This window comes from Kluyvera sichuanensis (assembly GCF_040930405.1).
Classification (GTDB): Bacteria; Pseudomonadota; Gammaproteobacteria; order Enterobacterales; family Enterobacteriaceae; genus Kluyvera; species Kluyvera sichuanensis.
Genome location: NZ_CP162271.1, coordinates 3,798,425 through 3,818,048 on the forward strand (window position 1 = coordinate 3,798,425; position 19,624 = coordinate 3,818,048).

General features: G+C 55.5%; 19 protein-coding genes and 1 pseudogene. 9 read left to right on the forward strand and 11 right to left on the reverse strand.

The window, feature by feature from the left end:
- The first annotated feature begins 15 nt into the window (after positions 1–15).
- Both AB2B48_RS18275 and AB2B48_RS18280 read left to right on the forward strand, forming a co-directional pair.
- On the forward strand, positions 16–564 hold the full coding sequence (locus AB2B48_RS18275; protein WP_185668830.1) for a helix-turn-helix domain-containing protein: 549 nt from the start codon (positions 16–18) through the stop codon (positions 562–564).
- 356 nt (positions 565–920) lie between these two features.
- Positions 921–2,315 carry a carbohydrate porin gene (locus AB2B48_RS18280; RefSeq protein ID WP_368299790.1) on the forward strand — a complete coding sequence of 465 codons (1,395 nt, stop codon included), beginning with the start codon at positions 921–923 and terminating at the stop codon, positions 2,313–2,315.
- Between the two features lie 112 nt (positions 2,316–2,427).
- On the opposite strand, the gene rhaM is transcribed toward AB2B48_RS18280, so the two are convergent.
- The 9 genes from rhaM to rhaB all read right to left on the reverse strand — a co-directional run bounded on the left by rhaM (position 2,428) and on the right by rhaB (position 12,321).
- Positions 2,428–2,742 (reverse strand): L-rhamnose mutarotase, encoded by a 315-nt coding sequence (gene rhaM / locus AB2B48_RS18285; protein WP_185668828.1) that lies wholly within the window; start codon positions 2,740–2,742, stop codon positions 2,428–2,430.
- Complete coding sequence (fucO, locus tag AB2B48_RS18290; protein WP_333499942.1) at positions 2,739–3,887, reverse strand: lactaldehyde reductase; 1,149 nt, start codon at positions 3,885–3,887, stop codon at positions 2,739–2,741. The genes rhaM and fucO overlap by 4 nt, the downstream gene beginning before the upstream one ends.
- 70 nt (positions 3,888–3,957) lie before the next feature.
- Positions 3,958–4,962, reverse strand: coding sequence for an ABC transporter permease (locus AB2B48_RS18295; RefSeq protein ID WP_368299791.1), 1,005 nt, complete (start codon positions 4,960–4,962; stop codon positions 3,958–3,960).
- Positions 4,959–5,963: an ABC transporter permease gene (locus AB2B48_RS18300; RefSeq protein WP_368299792.1), complete on the reverse strand. Its 1,005-nt coding sequence runs from the start codon at positions 5,961–5,963 to the stop codon at positions 4,959–4,961. The genes AB2B48_RS18295 and AB2B48_RS18300 overlap by 4 nt, the downstream gene beginning before the upstream one ends.
- Positions 5,964–7,475 carry a sugar ABC transporter ATP-binding protein gene (locus AB2B48_RS18305; protein WP_220439068.1) on the reverse strand — a complete coding sequence of 504 codons (1,512 nt, stop codon included), beginning with the start codon at positions 7,473–7,475 and terminating at the stop codon, positions 5,964–5,966.
- Positions 7,476–7,563: 88 nt separating this feature from the next.
- The gene (gene rhaS / locus AB2B48_RS18310) at positions 7,564–8,550 is read right to left on the reverse strand and encodes a rhamnose ABC transporter substrate-binding protein (RefSeq protein WP_035892339.1); all 987 of its coding nucleotides are present in this window, start codon (positions 8,548–8,550) and stop codon (positions 7,564–7,566) included.
- 89 nt (positions 8,551–8,639) lie between these two features.
- Positions 8,640–9,470: a rhamnulose-1-phosphate aldolase gene (gene rhaD, locus AB2B48_RS18315; RefSeq protein WP_333012791.1), complete on the reverse strand. Its 831-nt coding sequence runs from the start codon at positions 9,468–9,470 to the stop codon at positions 8,640–8,642.
- Between the two features lie 125 nt (positions 9,471–9,595).
- Positions 9,596–10,855 carry an L-rhamnose isomerase gene (gene rhaA / locus AB2B48_RS18320; protein ID WP_368299793.1) on the reverse strand — a complete coding sequence of 420 codons (1,260 nt, stop codon included), beginning with the start codon at positions 10,853–10,855 and terminating at the stop codon, positions 9,596–9,598.
- Complete coding sequence (gene rhaB, locus AB2B48_RS18325; protein ID WP_368299794.1) at positions 10,852–12,321, reverse strand: rhamnulokinase; 1,470 nt, start codon at positions 12,319–12,321, stop codon at positions 10,852–10,854. Before rhaB ends, rhaA begins: the two co-directional genes overlap by 4 nt.
- Positions 12,322–12,624: 303 nt before the next feature.
- On the opposite strand from rhaB, the gene rhaS (AB2B48_RS18330) reads away from it, so the two are divergent.
- The 4 genes from rhaS (AB2B48_RS18330) (at position 12,625) to yiiM (ending at position 15,904) form a co-directional block, all read left to right on the forward strand.
- Entirely contained in the window at positions 12,625–13,461 is an 837-nt protein-coding gene (rhaS, locus tag AB2B48_RS18330; protein WP_185668820.1) for an HTH-type transcriptional activator RhaS, read from the forward strand.
- A 71-nt stretch (positions 13,462–13,532) separates the two neighbouring features.
- A complete protein-coding gene (gene rhaR, locus AB2B48_RS18335; protein WP_368299795.1) occupies positions 13,533–14,384 on the forward strand; it encodes an HTH-type transcriptional activator RhaR in 852 nt (283 codons plus the stop codon).
- 158 nt (positions 14,385–14,542) lie between these two features.
- Positions 14,543–15,163 carry a superoxide dismutase [Mn] gene (gene sodA / locus AB2B48_RS18340; protein WP_368299796.1) on the forward strand — a complete coding sequence of 207 codons (621 nt, stop codon included), beginning with the start codon at positions 14,543–14,545 and terminating at the stop codon, positions 15,161–15,163.
- Between the two features lie 6 nt (positions 15,164–15,169).
- The gene (gene yiiM / locus AB2B48_RS18345) at positions 15,170–15,904 is read left to right on the forward strand and encodes a 6-hydroxyaminopurine reductase (RefSeq protein WP_185668818.1); all 735 of its coding nucleotides are present in this window, start codon (positions 15,170–15,172) and stop codon (positions 15,902–15,904) included.
- A 41-nt stretch (positions 15,905–15,945) separates the two neighbouring features.
- On the opposite strand, the gene cpxA is transcribed toward yiiM, so the two are convergent.
- Together cpxA and cpxR are read right to left on the reverse strand one after the other, a co-directional pair.
- Entirely contained in the window at positions 15,946–17,319 is a 1,374-nt protein-coding gene (gene cpxA, locus AB2B48_RS18350; RefSeq protein WP_368299797.1) for an envelope stress sensor histidine kinase CpxA, read from the reverse strand.
- Positions 17,316–18,014: an envelope stress response regulator transcription factor CpxR gene (cpxR, locus tag AB2B48_RS18355; RefSeq protein ID WP_185668816.1), complete on the reverse strand. Its 699-nt coding sequence runs from the start codon at positions 18,012–18,014 to the stop codon at positions 17,316–17,318. The genes cpxA and cpxR overlap by 4 nt, the downstream gene beginning before the upstream one ends.
- Positions 18,015–18,163: 149 nt before the next feature.
- Between cpxR and cpxP the strand changes: the two genes are divergently transcribed.
- From cpxP to AB2B48_RS18370, 3 genes and pseudogenes are all read left to right on the forward strand, one after another.
- Entirely contained in the window at positions 18,164–18,670 is a 507-nt protein-coding gene (cpxP, locus tag AB2B48_RS18360; protein WP_185668815.1) for a cell-envelope stress modulator CpxP, read from the forward strand.
- Positions 18,671–18,874: 204 nt separating this feature from the next.
- Positions 18,875–19,192 (forward strand): annotated as a pseudogene (locus tag AB2B48_RS18365) (type II toxin-antitoxin system RelE/ParE family toxin).
- The gene (locus AB2B48_RS18370) at positions 19,189–19,527 is read left to right on the forward strand and encodes a helix-turn-helix domain-containing protein (protein WP_368299798.1); all 339 of its coding nucleotides are present in this window, start codon (positions 19,189–19,191) and stop codon (positions 19,525–19,527) included. Before AB2B48_RS18365 ends, AB2B48_RS18370 begins: the two are co-directional and overlap by 4 nt.
- Positions 19,528–19,624: the final 97 nt, after the last annotated feature.

Here is a 19,624-nt window from a genome sequence, read left to right on the forward strand (position 1 = left end):
ACGATGGAGTTGTGTATGACACAGCCAATCAGCGTGATTGCCAAAAGCCTGGTGCGTGAGCGAGCGAGGACCGGATTGTCTCTGGCCGAAATCGCACGTCGTGCCGGTATTGCCAAATCGACGCTTTCCCAGCTTGAGGCCGGGAACGGTAATCCTAGCCTGGAAACCCTATGGGCGCTCTGCGTCGCGCTGGACATCCCTTTTGCGCGCCTGCTTGAGCCACAGCCCAATAAAACCCAGGTGATCCGCCGGGGAGAGGGAACGAAGGTTATTGCCGAGCAGGCCAACTATCAGGCTACGCTGCTTGCGACCTGCCCGCCGGGGGCGCGTCGCGATATTTATCTGCTGACCACGCAGCCGGGCGCAGACCGTATTTCACATCCGCATCCACCGGGTTCTATCGAACATATTATTGTGACGCAGGGGCGAGCGCTGGTTGGCCTGACCGCCGCGCCGGAAGAGTTGAATGCCGGTGATTACATCTGCTATCCCGCCGACGAACCGCATCTTTTTAAAGCGCTAGAGCCAGATACGCTGGCGATTCTGGTCGCTGAGCAGAACTGATCGTAGAGGCGCGCAGTGATATATTAATTACTGCGCGTATTTTTATATTTATATCCCAAAACTAATATTATAATTTTATTGTTTATTTACCGTAATAATTCCTAATTATATATATTGCTCACCCTTCTCTTTTCTTTCTCTACCGTGTTACCTCGCTCACGATATTAAAATCAGAGATGTTTACCGGCTAAAATATATTAGCTAGTGTCTTTGGTGCTTGTTATGAAATGTGTCCGTACGTAACTGGCGATTTCTACCGACAAATGAATAATAAAAATACATTCATGGTCGTTATAAAACACCAAAAATCGTATTTTGATTTTTCGGGATATTCTTTATTTCAAGGAAAGCAAATAATGAAGAAATCGACGCTCTCGCTGGCAATAGGATTATTGCTGGTGGCCAATACCGGTTTTGCGAAAACAACGAACATGACGTTAGAGCAAAGGCTGGCGCAGTTAGAATCACGTCTGGAAGCAGCAGAGAATCGCGCAGCAAAAGCAGAACAGCAGGTTGAAACGCTGCGCGTTCAGCAGGCTGCTGAGATCAAAGAGATTAAGGCTGCACAGGGCAATACGCCGGTGAACGGTCAGGCTTCGGCCGAAGAGACTCACATCAATGCCAATAAACCTAATCTTATTCTTTCCGGCTACGGCGATCTGAAAATTTACGGCGACGTAGAATTTAATATGGATGCGGAAAGTAAGCACGGCTTACTCGCCATGACCAACCCCAACTACGACGGCGATCCGAGCAATGAGAAATGGGACGTCAACGGACGCATTTTGCTGGGATTTGACGGTATGCGTAAGCTGAATAACGGCTACTTTGCCGGTTTCTCCGCGCAGCCGCTGGGCGATCTTTCCGGGACGGTGAATATTGATGATGCGGCGTTCTTCTTTGGTAAAGAGGATGACTGGAAAATTAAAGTGGGTCGTTTTGAAGCCTACGATATGTTCCCATTAAATCAGGATACGTTTGTTGAGCACTCGGGCAATACCGCTAACGACCTCTACGATGACGGCAGCGGCTATATCTATATGATGAAAGAAGGTCGCGGTCGTTCTGATTCCGGCGGCAACTTCCTGATGAGCAAGCAGATAGATAACTGGTATTTCGAATTAAACACCCTGCTGGAAGACGGTACCTCGCTCTACAACGATGGCGATTACCATGGTCGTAGCCTGGAACAGCAGAAGAACGTAGCCTATCTGCGCCCGATTATCGCCTGGTCACCAACGGATGAGTTTACGGTGTCGGCGGCGATGGAAAGCAACGTCGTCAACAATGCGTACGGCTATACCAATAAGAAAGGCGAGTTTGTCGACCAGTCTGACCGCACCGGTTACGGTATGACCATGACGTGGAACGGCCTGAAGAGCGATCCGGATAATGGCGTGGTGGTTAACCTCAATACGGCTTATCTGGATGCGAACAACGAACAAGACTTTACCGCAGCGGCGAACGTGCTGTGGAAGCGTTTCGAGCTGGGCTATATCTACGCGCATAACAAGATTGACGATTTTTCCGGTGTGGTCTGCGACAAAGACTGCTGGATCAACGATGAAGGCACCTACGATATCCACACCATTCATGCGTCCTACCAGTTTGCTAACGTGATGGATATGCAGAACTTTAATATCTATCTTGGCGCTTACTACTCCATCCTGAACAGCGATGGCGACGGTTACAACGGCGATGGTTCTGACGATCGCTACGGCGCGCGCGTTCGCTTTAAATACTTCTTCTAAAAAAATGAAGGCCTCCGTAAACGGAGGCCTTTTTCTGTAACCCGGGGAGGCTCGGTGTGAAACCCCGGCGTCGCTACGCTCGGCCGGGCTACTATGTGGATTTTGTAGGACTTTACGCCAGGTAAAACACTTCCTTCAACTCGGCGCTAACCGGGCTGTTATCCGGATTGGACGGCATCACGTCGGTCATGTGCTTCCACCAACGCTGGCAAACGTCGGTGTTTGCCACCGCGTTCCAGCGCTCTTCGGACTCTATCTCCACGGTGGCGAACAGCAGGTTACGTTCTTTATCGAGATAAATTGCGTAATGGTGCGCGCCGTGTGCTTTTAGCACCGCTTCCAGCTCCGGCCAGATTGGGCTGTGGCGGCGTTGGTACTCTTCGTGTGCGTTGGCGTTCACCTGCATCACAAAGGCTTTGCGGATCATAATGCCTCCAGGTACAGCTCACGCACTTCATCGCGGCTGGCGGTGCGCGGGTTGCATGGCGCGCACGGGTCGGCCAGCGCTTTATCCAGCCAGCCTTCGATATCGGCTTTGGTCACGCCGAGTTTGCTGAACCCTTCAGGAATGCCCACGCGCGCACTTAGCTTGCGGATGGCGTTGATTGCCTCCATGCTCGCCGCTTCGTCGCTCATGCTGCGGGTGTCCACGCCCATCGCCTGCGCCACGCGGGCAAAGCGCGCCACGGCGTTCGGGCGGTTAAAGTTTTCGATGATCGGCAGCAGGATGGCGTTGCACACGCCGTGCGGCAGGTTGTGCGTGGCCCCCGGTTGGTGCGCCAGCGCGTGTACCAGTCCCAGACCGGCGCTGTTAAACGCCATGCCTGCCAGATACTGACCAAACGCCATCTGCTCGCGGGCTTCCAGGTTATGACCATCGTCCACGGCTTTCGGCAGCCACAGGGTGATAAGACGAATGGCTTCGAGTGCGTTGGCGTCGGTTAACGGGTGTGCGCCGACGGATACATAGGCTTCTACCGCGTGGGTCAGCGCATCCATACCGGTGGCGGCGGTGACGGAAGCGGGAATATCGAGCATCACGCTGGCGTCGTCCACGGCGATATCCGGGATGATGTTCGAGTCGATAATCACCTCTTTGACCTGACGCGCGGTGTCGATAATGACCGCGTTGCTGGTCATCTCCGCTGCGGTACCGGCGGTGGTGTTAATCGCCACCAGATGCACGCCAGCGTTCAGCACTTTGCCCACACCGGAGTACGCGGTGGATGGGGCCGGGTTAGCGGTCAGGATTTTGATCGCTTTCGCGGTATCAATCGGGCTGCCGCCGCCGAAGGCAATAATGTAGTCACACTGATTAGCCTGATAGGCCGCGTAGCCTTGTTGCACCAGTTCTTCCGTTGGGTTCGGGAAAACCTCGTCGAACAGGTGATAAGACATTTTATGCGCGTCCAACGCAGCGAACAGGCTATCCAGCAGGCCCATTTTCACCAGCTGGCCGTCGGTGACGATCAGTGCTTTGCCCCATTGCTTACCGGCAACCAGGTTGACCATATCCCCAATGGCGCCTGCACCGTGCAGGCTGATTTTTGGCAGTGCTAACATAAAGCTCATGGTGTTTCTCCTTAAATACCTAACTTATGAAATCCTGGGTTTCCCTCATCCAGTGAGGTGAGGGGGAAATTTAAATGCGTCGTCGCTGTATCACCCGGCGGGCGATAATCGGCAGTGAAATCACTACAATCAGCATCGCGCCAATGATGATAGACATCACGATGCCGGGGACGTTAAGCAGGCTGAGCCCGAAGGTGACCAGCCCCATCAGGAAGGCCGCAATAATCACGCCGACCATGCTGCCGGAGCCGCCAAGAATGTTGACGCCGCCGAGCACCGCCATGGTGACTACCGCCAGCTCCCAGCCCATCGCAATCGTTGGGCGAGTACTGCCGAGGCGCGAGGTCAGTAGTACCGCCGCCAGGCCAGACATCAACCCTACCAGTGCGAACAGCAGCAGGTTGTGACGCTTGACGTTAATCCCCGAATACCATGCGCCGGTGGGGTTATTACCGATGGCATAGGTACGGCGACCGAAGTTGGTTTTGTGCAGCAGGAAGGCAAATGCTGCCGCGAGCACGATAAACAGCGCGAACTCAAACGACAGCGCGCCCCATACGTAGCCCTGGCCGAACCAGGCGAAGCTCTCCGGGTATTTATTCAGCGCCTGGTCACCGAGCAGAATGTAGGTAATGCCGCGATACAGGCTCATCGTGCCGATGGTGATAACGATCGACGAGAGGTTAAAGCGGGTCACCAGCAGGCCATTAAACAGCCCGCACAGCAGGCCGACTCCCAGCCCAACGCAGACCAGCAGCGGCGTATCGACTCCCGCCGCGGCGCAGAAACCCATCAGCGTGGAACTCAGGGCAATGGTCGATGCCACCGACAGATCAATCTCCCGGGCGATAATCAGCATCGCCATCGGCAGCACGATGATCGCCTTCTCGGTGAAGTTGAAGGTGGCATCCGACAGGTTCCAGATGTTGAGGAAGTAGGGCGAAGCCAGCGCGTTGCCGACAAACACCAGCAGCGTTACCGCCAGCAAAAAGCCTTCCCAGCACAGCAGTCGCTGGAAGAGCGACGGTGCGGCGACTTCGGTTTTAATCTCGTCCGGCATCATTATTTTGCTCATGAGCGCACCGCCTGTTTCTGTCGGGCCAGCGCGGCATCGCGCAGGATCAGCCGTCCTTTGCGTTTATTGCCGCGTTCGTTCAGCAGGACGGCAATCACAATGACCGCGCCGGAAATGGCCATCTGCCAGAACGGCGAAATGCCGATCACCGGCAGGGCGTTGTTGATGATGCCGAGGAACAGTGCACCGCACAGGCAGCCGACGACGCGTCCGGTGCCGCCCATGGTGCTGATACCACCGATGACGCAGGCCGCGACAACCTGTAACTCAAAGCCGTTCGCCACGTCGACGTAGGCCACGGCAAAGCGCGAGATCCACAAATAGCCGCAGAATCCGGCCAGCGCGCCAGAGAGGCAGAAGCTGACGAACTGCATTTTTCCGGCGTTGATCCCGGTGTAGTAGGCGGCGGTGGCGTTACCTCCGGCGGTGTAGAGCGCGCGCCCGGTGCGGCTAAAGCGCAGGAAGTAGCCGACCAGCAGCAGCGCGGCGACGGCAAACCAGCTCAATACCGGCAGGCCCAGCAGCGAGGTGCGCGGCAGGCCGAGGAAATCGGGGCTCATCTGGTGCGAGTTAACCCAGCCGCCGTCAGAGAGCAGGAAGATAATGCCGCGGTAGATGCTCATGGTGCCAAGCGTCACCACAATCGCCGGGATCCCGAGCTTCCAGACCAGCAGGCCGTTAATCATCCCCATTACCAGCCCCAGTACCGTCGCCAACAGTAGCAGCGCCCAGACCGGAACGTCTGGATAGTGGAAGTTAAGCAGCGCCACGATCATCCCGGTGAGCGCCAGATTGGCGGCCATCGACAGGTCGATGCCTTTGGTCAGCAGCACCATCATCTGCCCCAGCGCGAGGATGATTAAGATGGCGGTATCGTTGAACATTTCTACCAGGTTGCCCGGCGAAACGAACGACGGCACGCGGCTGCCGATGGCACCGATCATCAAAATAATCACCGCCGCGAGCAGCGCTTCGCGGTGTTTAAATAAGGATTGCCACATTTATGCTGCCTCCTTCCCGGCACCGCTGGCGGCGCTGACGATGGTCTCTGCGGTAGCTTCACCGGCCTGATATTCCGCGACCATCAGTCCTTCATGCATCACGATGATACGGTCGGCCATACCCATCACTTCCGGCAGCTCTGACGAGACCATAATCACCGCCAGCCCCTGGGCAACCAGCTCGGACATAAACTGGTGCACCGCGGCTTTTGAGCCGATATCGATACCTTTGGTGGGTTCATCAAGAATAATCACGTCCGGGTGGGTCGCCAGCCATTTGCCGATCACCACCTTCTGCTGGTTACCGCCGGAGAGCGTCTCTACCGGCTGTCGCCAGCTAAAGGCTTTCACCTGCAGGCGACGGGCGTACTCGTCGGCCAACTGCCATTCGCGGGCGTCGTTGAGCACGCCACGTGGGTTGAGTTTGCTAAGCTGCGGCAGGCTGATGTTCTGGGCAATCGGCAGTTCAATAATTGCCCCCTGTTTCTGCCGCTCTTCCGGCACGCAGACGATCCCGGCGTTGATGGCATCGGCTGGCTGGCGAAAATGCACCGTCTTGCCGTTCAGGATAATCTCGCCGGAGGAAGGATGTGATACGCCAGAAAGCGCCTGCATTAGCTCGGTTCGCCCGGCGCCGACCAGGCCATAGAAGCCGAGGATCTCGCCTTTGCGCAGGGTGAAGTCGATATGGGCAAATTCGGTCGGGTGACAAAGGTCTTTTACCTCCAGCACCACATTGCCTTTTTCGCACGCCACTTTCGGATAGGTTTGCGTGATCGCACGGCCCACCATCATGGCGACCATTCGCTCTTCGGTTATCTCATTGATTGCGCCGGATCCCACGTACACGCCGTCGCGCAAAATGGTGTAGTGATCCGCCAGCTCAAAAATCTCATCAAACTTGTGCGAGATAAACAGAATGGCTTTGCCTTCCAGCTTCAAGCGTTCAACGATTTGATAAAACTCCAGAATCTCGTGCTGGGAGAGGGCGGCGGTGGGTTCATCGAGGATCACCACCTGCGCTTCAAACGACAGTGCGCGCGCAATGGCCACCATGTGGCGCTGGGCGATACTGAGGGTTTTTAAAGTGGCGCGTGGGTCAATCTGCACATCGAGGCGGGTGAGAATTTCCCGCGCTTTCTGGTGCATGGCGGGCCAGTCGAGCTTTTTCAGCCAGCCTTTATAGAGGTATTGGCCGACAAAAATATTTTCGCTGACCGAGAGCTCATCGAACAGAACGGTTTCCTGATGAATCGCGGTGATCCCCACCCGGTGCGCGGAGTCCGGCGTGGGCAAAGTTATTGGAATGGCTTTGTAGAGAATCTCGCCCTCTTCGGGCTGATAGATGCCGGTCATTACTTTGACCAGCGTGGATTTGCCCGCGCCGTTTTCACCGATTAACGCGGTGACCTTGCCGGGCCAGAGATCGAGCTGCACGTTTTCAAGCGCGCGCACACCGGGGAAGACCTTGGTGATCCCCTTAAGCTGCAATAGCGGAGTCGATGCGGTCATGATAGTTCTCCGGAGAATTTCCCCTTACTGCCGCCTGCTTTTCTCCCTCTCCCATTTAGGGAGAGGGGGCGGTGTAAGGGTCAAAGGATTAGAAAATCTTCGAGAACTTATCAATATTGCTGGCATCGTAGACGAACGGCTCGGACATCGCGCCATTACCGTCAGCATCGAGCTTCACTTTGCCCAGTTTACCCATGCTGGCTTCAGTTTTGGTTGCCGTACCTTTTACCAGGTCATCGGCGAGGTAGGTGGCGGCATAGCCCAGGTCGATTGGGTTCCAGATGGCGAAGCTTTTGCTCGCGCCGGACTTAATGGCGCCGGCCATTTCAGACGGCAGCCCCAGCCCGGTGACGTAAACCTTGCCAATTTTGCCTTGATCCTTCACCGCCTGCGCCGCCGCGACGATACCGACGGAGGAAGGGGAGACGATCACTTTCAGGTCTGGGTAAGACTTCAGCAGCCCAACCGCTTCGCGGTAGCTCTTATCCGACAGGTCGTCGCCGTAGGCCACGGTCACCAGGTTGATGGACGGATAGTTCGGCAGCACCTTTTTCATCTCGCCAATCCAGATATTCTGGTTGGTGGAGGTGGGGGTCGCGCTCAGAATGGCGACGTCGCCTTTCTCGACGTTCAGCGCTTTCAGCGCATCGGCGGCGAGCTTGACGTTGGTTTCGCCAATCAGCTGGTTGTTAGAAGGGTTCAGGTGAATCTGACGGCCACCGGCGGCAACGCCGGAATCCCATGACACGACCTTAATGCCGCGCTGCATGGCTTTTTTCAGCACCGGCACCACCGCATCGGGATCGTTGGCGGAAATAGCGATCGCATCGACACCTTGAGCGATCAACCCGTTGAGCACTTCGATCTGCGCTTCAGCGGTGGTAGTGGTAGGGCCGGTATAAATGACTTTAACATCGCCTAACTCTTTGGCCGCCTCCTGTGCGCCAACGTTCGCGGCTTCGAAGAAGCCATTGCCTAATGACTTCGCCACAAGGGCAATTTTCACTTCAGCTAAAGCGGAACCGGACAACGCCAGGGCGGCAACGGTGAGGATGAAGCTTGCTTTTATTTTCATTGCTTGTACTCCACGGTTTTGAGTTAGTTGGTTTGCAGGTAACAGAGTTTCCCCTGCGGATCGTTGCCCGCAGGGGTTATGCGATGTTCTTACTTGTACAGATTTAATGCGCTGGCCATCGGGGTGACGCCAAAGCGCTGGCCGAGGGCAATCAGTTCTTGCTGGGTGATGGTCTGCTTCATGCCGCCCATCGAGTACACCTTCACCAGCACTTCTGCGGATTTTTCGGCGGTATCGATCAGACCAAAGGCTTCATCGAGCGTTGGGCCGCTGCCGAAGACGCCGTGGAACGGCCACAGCACCAGAGAGTGCTTCTGCATTTCGACGGCGGTCGCCTGGCCGATTTCATCGGTACCCGGCACCATCCACGGCAGAATGCCGACGCCGTCCGGGAAGACCACCAGACACTCGGTGCTGCCTTCCCACAGTTTGCGGGTAATCAGCGCGGTGTCGTTTTCCAGTACGTAGGTCAGCGCGATCAGGTTAGTCGCGTGGCAGTGCATGATGACGCGGTCTTTACCACCGGTCAGTTTGATACGTTCGCAGTGTGACAGGAAATGCGCTGGCAGTTCGGAGGTTGGTACGGCTTCGTGAGTCAGCCCCCACAAAATATGGTAGCCCGCACCGTCGCTATCGACCTTCACCACGCCGAGGTTGGCGGCTGGGTCGAGCTGGACGTTGCGGAAGAATTTACCGGAACCGGTGACGATAAACGGCGTGTTCGCCAGCATCGGCATCGGCTGACTCAGGGCGATATAGCGCGGTTTGGCGTGGAAATCGGCGGTGAAAGGCGCGATATCCGCATCGTCCAGACGCAGCGTCAGGTTGCCGCCGTTGCGTTCGTCCCAGCCTTTTAACCAGGCATCAGAGGTGGCTTTAATCATGCCCTGGACGAACCAGGAATCGGTAATGGTCTGCATAGTCTTGTTGTCCTGTTGTCTCGGTGAGGTGTTTCCCCTCACCCTAGCCCTCTCCCCGAAGGGGCGAGGGAACGGTTCGGTTTTTGCCCTCTCCCTTTCAGGAAGAGGGGCGGGGTGAGGGTCAATCACCCACGCTGGTTCAGAATCTCTTTCTCGTAGCTGCGCACGCTCTCCAGCCACTGGCTGCCCGCCGGGGTATCGTTGCGCTGGCAGTACATTTCCCATACCGCCTGCCACGGCAGGCACTTCTGCTCTTCCAGCAGCGCCAGACGCGCGGTGTAGTCACCGTCAACTTCCAGCTGACGCAGCTGTTCGGTTGGTTCCAGCAGCGCGCGCAGCAGGGCTTTCTTCATGTTGCGAGTACCAATAACCCATGCTGCGATGCGGTTGATGGAGGCATCGAAGAAATCGAGGCCGATGTGCACGCGGTCAAACAGGTCGTGGCGGATGATTTCGCTCGCGATAGCTTGGGTTTCGTCGTCCAGCAGCACCACGTGGTCGCTGTCCCAACGTACCGGGCGGCTTACGTGCAGCAGCAGACGCGGCACGTACAGCATGGCGGCAGAGATTTTGTCGGAGATAACTTCGGTTGGGTGGAAGTGACCGGCATCCAGGCACAGTGCGGTCTGGCGGCTGGTGGCGTAGCCCATATAGAACTCGTTAGAGCCGACGGTGTAGCTCTCAGCGCCGATGCCGAACAGCTTGCTTTCGACGGCATCAATGTGATGCGCCGGATCCAGTTTTTCACTGATGACTTCATCCAGCGCGGCCGCCAGACGCTGGCGCGGCGCCAAACGGTCAACGGTCACGTCTTTCATGCCGTCTGGGATCCAGATGTTCATCACCGAAGGCGTACCCAGCTGTTCGCCAAAGTAGGCGGAAACGCGGCGGCTGGCCTTGCAGTGGTCAATCCAGAACTGGCGAATTTTCGGGTCGGCGTGAGACAGCGTAAAGCCGTCGGCGCTCAGCGGGTGTGAGAAGCAGGACGGGTTAAAATCGAGGCCCAGCTTGTGTTTTTTCGCCCACTCAACCCAGTTTTTGAAGTGCTCAGGTTTGATCTCGTCGCGCGCCACCGGGGTGTCAGACTCCAGGTAGATAGCGTGCAGGTTCAGACGTTTTGGCCCAGGGATCAGGCTCAGTGCCTGCTCCAGGTCGGCGCGCAGCTCGGTGGCGTTACGCGCTTTGCCCGGATAGTTACCAGTCGCCTGAATGCCACCCGTCAAACCGCCTTCTGGATTTTCAAAACCCGCGACGTCATCGCCCTGCCAGCAGTGCATGGATACGGGTAAGCGGTCCAGCTGGCGTAACGCCTCTTCGACATCGATACCCACAGCGGAATAGCGCTGTTTCGCGAGTTCCCAGGCTTGTTCAAGTTGAGTGGTCATGCGCAAAGCTCCTTTGTCTGTCGTTGTTGCTGAAACTGCGCAACGTAGCGGGCAATTTCATGGTCTGAATTCGGGGTAAACGTGGTGAGACCGTAGTTGCCGGTCACCACCTTGCGGAAATCGTCGACGTTGGTGAGTTCGTCCAGCGTCATTAATTGGATGCCGATGTTGCCGAGGGTTGAAGCTTCAATCGGCCCGGCGACCACGGTGATGCCGCAAGCATCGGCGCACAGCTGGTTCAGCATCTGGTTCTGGCAACCGCCACCAACGATGTGCAGCTGGCTGAATGGTTTACCGCGCAGCTGCGCCAGCTCGTTGAGCACGTCGGCGTACAGCAGCGCCAGGCTGTCGAAGATGCAGCGCGCCAGCTCGGCTGGGGCATGGGGAACGGGTTGCGCGGCTTCGCGGCAGGCAGCCTGAATCTCGGCGCTCATGTTTTCCGGGTTGATGAAGCGGTCATCGTTCGGGTTAATCAGGTAGCGGCAAGCCGGTAGCTTCTCCGCTCCGGCAATGAGATCTGGCAGGCTGCCGATGTTCTGCTCTTTCAGCACCCGCTGCAGCAGCCACAGGCCCATGATATTTTTCAGCACCCGGTAGCGCCCTTCCGCGCCGCCTTCGTTGGTGATGTTGGCGCGCTGCGCCTGCTCGCTGGTGTACGGCGTTTTGCTCTCAAAGCCCATCAGCGACCAGGTACCGGAAGAGAGATAAGCGGCATCGCGGTCAGCCTGCGGTGAAGCGATGACGGCGCTGGCGGTGTCGTGGCTGGCAACGGCAACCACCGGAATATCATTGCCCTGCGGGCAGACCCAGTGGCCGATCACGTTGCCGGGATGCGTCGGCGTACCAAACCAGGACGACGGTGCACCGGTCCAGTTCAGCAGATCTTCATCCCAGTTATCGCTATTGATATTGACCAACTGCGTGGTGGTGGCGTTGGTGTATTCCCAGTTCATCTTGCCGGTCAGGCGGAAGCTGAGGTAATCCGGGATCAGCAGGGCGTGAGCGGCCTGGCTCACCAGTTCTGGCTGCTGTTCAACCAGCGCGCGCAGCTGATAAAGCGTGTTGAACGGCAGGAACTGAATGCCGCTGCGACGATAGATCTCACTTTTACCCAGCTGTTCCATTGCCATGGCCATGACGCCGTCGGTTCGACTATCGCGATAGGCCACCGGCAGGCCAACGCGCTGCCCGTGTTTATCCAACAGGACGTAGTCCACGCCCCAGGTGTCGATGCCGATGCTGTCTATCAAAATGCCTTCATCGCACACCTTGTTGAGGCCGATGCGGATTTCGGCTTCCAGCGCGTCGATATCCCAGGTATCAAAACCTTCCTGCTTATGCAGGCTGTTCACGAAACGGTGGATTTCGCGCAGTGAAAGCGAACGCTGTTTGGCATCAAAGCGCGCCAGCATTACGCGTCCGCTGGAGGCGCCTAAATCGACGGCCACACAATGGCGAAAAGTCATGGCAAGAGTCCTTCTATGAGTCATTGTGAAACAGTCTAGAAAAAGCGCAATGCCACAACCTTCTCGTTACTGACAGGCGAAATTCGGCGCTGGCAAGAAAGCAAAGGTGAACGTGAGAGAGTTCACAAATTCCGCCGATGGTGGGGTTTTCAGGGGGTGTGATGATGACCGCATTTCCCGATCTTTCCGGCTGTTTCTTGAAAAAACGACCGGCTTTGCGCGGTTTGCTGTCAAAACGTCAAGGTCAGATCTCTCATCGGATATTACTATCCTGATAATCTTTCTCATTTGTTGGGGCTCGCGATGACCGTACTACACAGCGTGGATTTCTTCTCTTCTGGCAAGCTGCCCGTGGCGATTGAACCTCGACTTCCTCAGGCGGCATTTCCTGAGCATCATCATGATTTTAATGAGATTGTTATCGTTGAGCATGGCACAGGTATTCACGTGTTCAATGGTCAGCCGCATACCATTTGCGGTGGCACGGTTTGCTTCGTCCGTGACTTCGACCGGCACCTCTATGAGCACACGGAAAACCTGTGTCTGACCAACGTGCTGTACCGCGCGCCGGATGCTTTCCAGTTCTTGTCAGGTCTTAATAAGCTGCTGCCGCAGGAGCAGGATGGTCACTATCCTTCCCATTGGCGCGTAAACCAGAACACCTTGCAGCAGGTGAGAACGATTGTCGGGCAGATGGAAGAGGCGAATGACAGCACCGATATGATGTCGCTGGCGAACCGTGAAATTCTGTTTATGCAGCTGCTGGTGCTGCTGCGTAAAGGCAGCCAGGAACAGGGGGCGATGGATAACGACGCCCGTCTGAATCAGCTGATGGCGTGGCTGGAAGAGCATTTCGCCGAAGAGGTGTGCTGGGAAGGGGTGGCGGACCGATTCTCGTTGTCTCTGCGCACGCTTCACCGCCAGTTGAAGCACTGTACTGGCCTGACGCCGCAGCGCTATCTCAACCGCCTGCGCCTGATTAAAGCCCGCCATCTGCTGCGCCACAGCGATGAGAGCGTTACCGATATCGCCTATCGCTGCGGTTTTGGCGACAGTAACCACTTTTCGACCCTTTTTCGCCGCGAATTTAACTGGTCGCCGCGCGATATTCGCCAGGGGCGGGACACCCTGCTTCAGTAACGCGAAGGGAATCACCGTTTTTTGCCTCAAAACGGCTAATAATAGAGAGTTGTTAGTCGTGAGGTGCCAGCGTGCCAGGCCAGTTAGTTCTTCGAAAAGCGGATTTTTTTGCCAATCCGACGCAAGCCGTGGCGGTGGCTGACCGCTACCCGCAAAACGTCTTTGCTGAGCATACCCACGAGTTTAACGAGCTGGTGCTGGTCTGGCGCGGCAACGGCTTACACATCCTCAACGACCGTCCTTACCGCATCACCCGCGGCGATCTGTTTTATATCCGCGCGGAAGACAAACACTCCTACGCTTCGGTTAACGATCTGGTTTTACAGAATATTATCTACTGCCCTGAACGCTTAAAGCTCAACCTTGATTGGGTGGCCCATATTCCCGGGCTGCACGGTTCCCACTGGGCGCCGCACTGGCGGATAGGCAGCACTGGTATGACGCAGGCGCGGCAGATAATGACCCAGTTGGAGCAGGAGAGCCGCAAAGATGACGCGTTAGCCAATGAGATGTCCGAACTGCTGTTTGCCCAGCTGGTGGTCTGCCTCAAGCGCTATCGCTATGCCACCGATAACCAGGCGGCCACACAAAGCGAAGCGCTGCTCGACAAACTGCTGACCGTGCTCGCAGGCAGCCTGAACCGTCCTTTCGTCCTTGATACCTTCTGCGAGCAGCAGGGCTGCAGCGAGCGCACCCTGCGCCAGCAGTTCCGCAGCCAGACCGGCATGACCGTTAACCACTACCTGCGCCAACTGCGGATTTGCCACGCGCAATATCTGCTTCAGCACACCGAACTGCTGATTGGCGAAGTGGCGATGCGCTGCGGCTTCGAGGACAGTAACTACTTTTCGGTGGTCTTTAACCGTGAAATTGGGATGACGCCAGGGCAGTGGCGACAAAAAAGCCGAATTCCCGTCAATTAACCTGAATGCCGCGTGTTATCAGGAACATAACAAAATGTTATAACCTTATAAAAACTACGGCATTGATAATCATTTTCAATATCATTTAATTAACTATAATGAACCAACTGATTACGCGGCGTTTACAGGTTTGCCGCCCGACAATAATGGAGATGATTATGAGCTATACCCTGCCATCACTGCCTTATGCGTACGATGCCCTGGAACCGCACTTCGACAAACAGACGATGGAAATCCATCACAGCAAACACCACCAGGCTTACGTTAACAACGCTAACGCAGCGCTGGAAAGCCTGCCGGAATTCGCTGCGCTGTCTGCTGAAGAGCTGATCGCGAAACTGGACCAGCTGCCGGCTGACAAAAAAACCGTTCTGCGTAACAACGCGGGCGGCCACGCTAACCACAGCTTCTTCTGGAAAGGCCTGAAAAAAGGCACCACCCTGCAGGGTGACCTGAAAGCGGCTATCGAGCGTGATTTCGGTTCCGTTGATAACTTCAAAGCTGAATTTGAAAAAGCAGCAGCAACGCGTTTCGGCTCCGGCTGGGCGTGGCTGGTGCTGAAAGGCGACAAACTGGCTGTGGTTTCTACCGCAAACCAGGACTCCCCGCTGATGGGTGAAGCCGTTTCCGGCGCTTCCGGTTTCCCAATTGTGGGCCTGGACGTTTGGGAACACGCTTACTACCTGAAATTCCAGAACCGCCGCCCGGACTACATCAAAGAGTTCTGGAACGTGGTGAACTGGGACGAAGCAGCAGCGCGTTTCGTCGCTAAAAAATAATTTGCATTGCCGGTCTGTAGAAGCGAGTCTGATGACTCGCTTTTTTTGTATCCGCCTAAGGAGCAGCAGATGCATTTTCCGGTTGATGTGTTTATTGGCAAAATCCGCGACTATGACGGCAGTCGCCCAAGCGCCATCGCGAAGGTCCAGATGGATGGCGAACTGGAACTCACCGAGCTGGGACTGTTAGGTGATGAACAGGCCGAGAAAAAAATCCACGGCGGCCCCGACCGCGCGCTGTGTCAGTTTCCCCGTGAACATTACGCCGACCTGATTCGTGATTTCCCCGAGCAGGCATCCCTGTTTTGCGCCCCGGCGTTTGGTGAAAACCTGTCGACGGAAGGCATGACCGAGCACAACGTTTTTATCGGTGATATTTACCGCTGGGGTGAGACGTTGATCCAGGTTACCCAGCCGCGTTCTCCGTGCTTTAAGCTCAATTTTCACTTTGCTATCAGCGATATGGCATCGTTGATGCAAAACAGCGGCAAGGTTGGCTGGCTGTATCGGGTGATTGCGCCGGGTAAGGTCTCTACTGATGCTCCGCTGGAGTTGGTGTCGCGTTTGAGCGATGTTTCGGTGTATGACGCCGCCGCGATTGCCTGGCATATGCCGTTTGATGACGACCAGTATCACCGCCTGCTGAGCGCGGCGGGGCTGTCGGTGAGCTGGAGCAGAACCATGCAGAAGCGTCGCCTGAGCGGCAAGATTGAAGATAACAGCAGAAGATTGTGGGGCTAGACGATATAAAAAATCGGCCTGCATTCGCAGGCCGATGGTTTTTAGGTTCGCTTATAAAGCGGTAGCCACAGCGTGAGCCGCAGCCCGCCGAGCGGGCTGTCGTCGGCCTTCACCCAGCCGCGGTGCTGCTGCATGGCGCTTTCTACAATCGCCAGCCCCAGCCCCGTCCCGCCAGATTCACGGTCACGGGCCTCATCGGTACGATAGAACGGACGGAAAATCTGCTCGCGGTCTTCCGGGCTAACGCCTGGGCCGTCGTCGTCCACGTGAACGGTGACGCCGTCTTTATCCACCGAGAAGCTCACGGCGATTTTGGTGTGCGAGTAGCGCAGGGCGTTGCGCACGATATTCTCCAGCGCGCTTTCCAGCGCGTTCGGGTTACCGTAAAGCGGCCACGGTCCCGGCGGATAATCGACGCTGAACGACTTGCCCATCTGTTCTGCTTCAAACGCGGCGTTGTCCAGCACGTCGCCCCACAGGTGGTTGGCTTTCAGGGTTTCGCTGACCAGCGCGCTTTTCTGCTGATTGCGCGACATCACCAGCATATCGTTGATCATGCTGTCCAGACGCTGTGCCTCGGTTTCAATGCGCTCCAGCTCTTTACTCTCGCCGCTGCGACGGCGCAGCAACGCCGTGCCAAGCTGCAGACGCGTTAACGGTGTACGCAGTTCGTGAGAGATGTCGGAGAGCAGTCGCTGTTGCGACGTCATCATCCGCTCAAGCGCCATCACCATTTGGTTAAAGCTGGCACCGGCGGCGAGAAACTCCTGCGGCCCGGCCTCCAGCTCAGGATGCTGGCGCAGGTTGCCCTGAGCCACTTCATCCGCAGCATTTTTCAGCTTACGCGCCGGTTTTGCCAGGCTCCACGCCAGCCACAAGAGTAGCGGGGCGCTGACCAGCATGGTGACGATAAGCAGCAGTAAAGGTCGGTCGAACAGCAGGTTGATAAAGTCGGACTGCGAACTGCTTGCCGGACGGATCAGGTATAACTGGTAGTTATCTTCCCCGTCACGAATGGAGAACGGCCCGACTAACTCAACGCGGCCATACTTCTTTTTCTGCGGATGATCGGAGTTATCAGACTGGCCGATAAAGTTACGAATGATCTGCATTTCGTTGCGTTCTGCGCCGATCACGCGGCCTTCGCTAGTCACCAGTAACAAACGCTGGCCCGGCGGTGCCCACTTATCAATTGCGCGGAACAGCCGACGCCACCACATCAAATCGTTGGGCGGATCGTTAGCCAGTTCTTCTTCAACATGCTGCTCAATCATCAGGCCCTGACGCTGCTCGCTATCGAGCAGCTCGGTCATTTGACGGGAGTCGAGCTTTGGCAGCATCAAAACCAGCATCAGCACCAGCGCTAGCGTTAGCCAGAAAATGGCGAAGATGCGGGCGGTTAAACTTCCTATCATGAAGCGGAGACCATCAGATAGCCGCGGCCACGCAGGGTTTTAAACCACGGATGACCGTCTTTGCGTTCCGGCAGCTTACGGCGCAGGTTGGAGATGTGCATATCAATCGCGCGGTCGAACGGCGTTAAGCGTTTACCCAGCACTTCCTGACTCAGGTGTTCACGAGAAACCACCTGGCCCAGATGCTGTGCCAGCAGATAGAGCAGGGTAAATTCGGTACCGGTCAGTTCGAGCGTTTGGCCATCAAAGCTGGCTTCCTGACGACCTGGGTTCAGGCTCAGCGCGTCAACTTCTACGGTTGGTGAACTGGTATCGCTACTTTGCTGCTGTTCGCTCCAGTGTGAACGGCGCAAAATAGCGCGAATACGCGCGACCAGTTCGCGATCGTTAAACGGTTTCGGCAGATAGTCATCCGCGCCCAGCTCAAGGCCCAGCACGCGATCCAACTCGCTTCCGCGAGCAGTTAACATAATGACGGGAGTCTGGTGTGTTTGTCGCAATTCTTTCAGCGTGTCGATACCGTTTTTCTTCGGCATCATCACGTCGAGTAAAAGTAGGTCGATGCTGTCGTCAATCAGCGATAACGCCTGTTCGCCATCGTGGGCAACAAGGACGTTAAAGCCTTCCATATCAAGAAGTTCCTTGAGCAAGGAAGTCAGCTCGCGGTCATCATCAACTAATAAAATTTTATTCATATTTTCATCCCTCCGAGGCAGAAATTACGTCATCAGAGCCAGCGAATCCATGACTTTACGTTGTTTTACACCCCCTGACGGATGTTTGCAGCCTGAATCGTAAACTGTCTCTCGTTGAATCGCGACACAAAAGTTTTTGGGAGCATGTGATGCGCAATGTTATCGCTGCCGTCATGGCCTCAACGCTGGCATTCAGTGCATATAGCCAGGCCGATGAAGTCGTCACCAGCGTTAACTGGCACCCAGCGGAAAGCAATACGCTGCGGAACGGCCAGGGCCATATGTTCGACGGTATTAGTTTAACCGAACATCAACGCCAACAGATGCGCGATCTGATGCAAAGGGCACGACACGATCGTCCACCTGTTAATGTTAGCGAAATGGAGACAATGCATCGCCTTGTCACCGCAGAAAAATTTGATGAAGCCGCCGTGCGAGCCCAGGCCGAGAAAATGGCCGAGGAGCAGGTAAATCGCCAGGTAGAAATGGCGCGGGTACGCAACCAGATGTACCGCCTGTTAACGCCGGAGCAGCAAGCGGCTTTAAATGAGAATCACCAGCAGCGTATGGAGCAGCTGCGTGACGTTGCACGGATGCAGCAAGGTTCAGTACCGAGTCAGAACCTGTTTAGTAGCAATACCCGTAGCAACCAGTAACAAACCCTGTTTTTCCTTGCCATAGACACCATCCCTGTCTTCCCCCTCATGATGAGGGGGTTTTTTTTGTCTTTTTTCCGGCACTTTCTGTTCGATCTTTCATTATTATCATGCTGTTCGTTTTTTGCTCTTTACTGTATAATATTTTATACGTTTTCAAGGCTGAGAAGGTATCGCAGGGTGGCGACGAAGCAGATTGAGTGGATGGGAACGTCTCTGGACGATCTTATCGCTTTCCCGGTTGATGTCCGGCGTGAGGCTGGATTTGAACTGGATAAAGTGCAAAACGGGAAGGAGCCGTCAGATTGGAAATAGATTAATGACTGGGGCTCAGGGGTTATTGAGATTAGGCTGCATGGTGAAGATGGTGAGTATCGCGTTGTGTATGTCGCCAAATTTGAGGATGCGGTGTGTGTACTCCATAGCTTCCAGAAAAAGACGCAGAAAACGAGTTCAAGGGATGTTTCCATCATTACCAGTCGATATAAAGCGGCTGTCGCACTGCGGAGAATGGCAAAATGACGAAAGATATTGATACTAAAGTTCGCCATGTGACGAAGGCTGACGGCAACGTATTTGCCGATCTCGGTTTTGCGCCTGAAGAGGCAAAAAAGCTCCTCGCAGAATCTCGTGCCGAGATGGCCAGAACGGATGCGCTTAAAAAACAGCTGATGGGTGAAATTGCTGCCTGGATGAAGCGCGAAGGTTATAAACAGTTGGATGCAGCGAAGGTGCTGCGCGTTTCTCGCCCGAGGGTATCGGATGTGGTGAATAAGAAAACCGAAAAATTCACGTTGGATACGCTGATTGGCATGGCGACGCTGATTGGTAAAAAGGTACGCCTGATTATTGAGTAACGGTGGGCGGTACTGTGAGATTGAAAAACGCATGATGGCAGTTTCCATTGTGCGTTTTTTTTGTCTTAAATTCGTCACCGCGCACCCCTCATACATT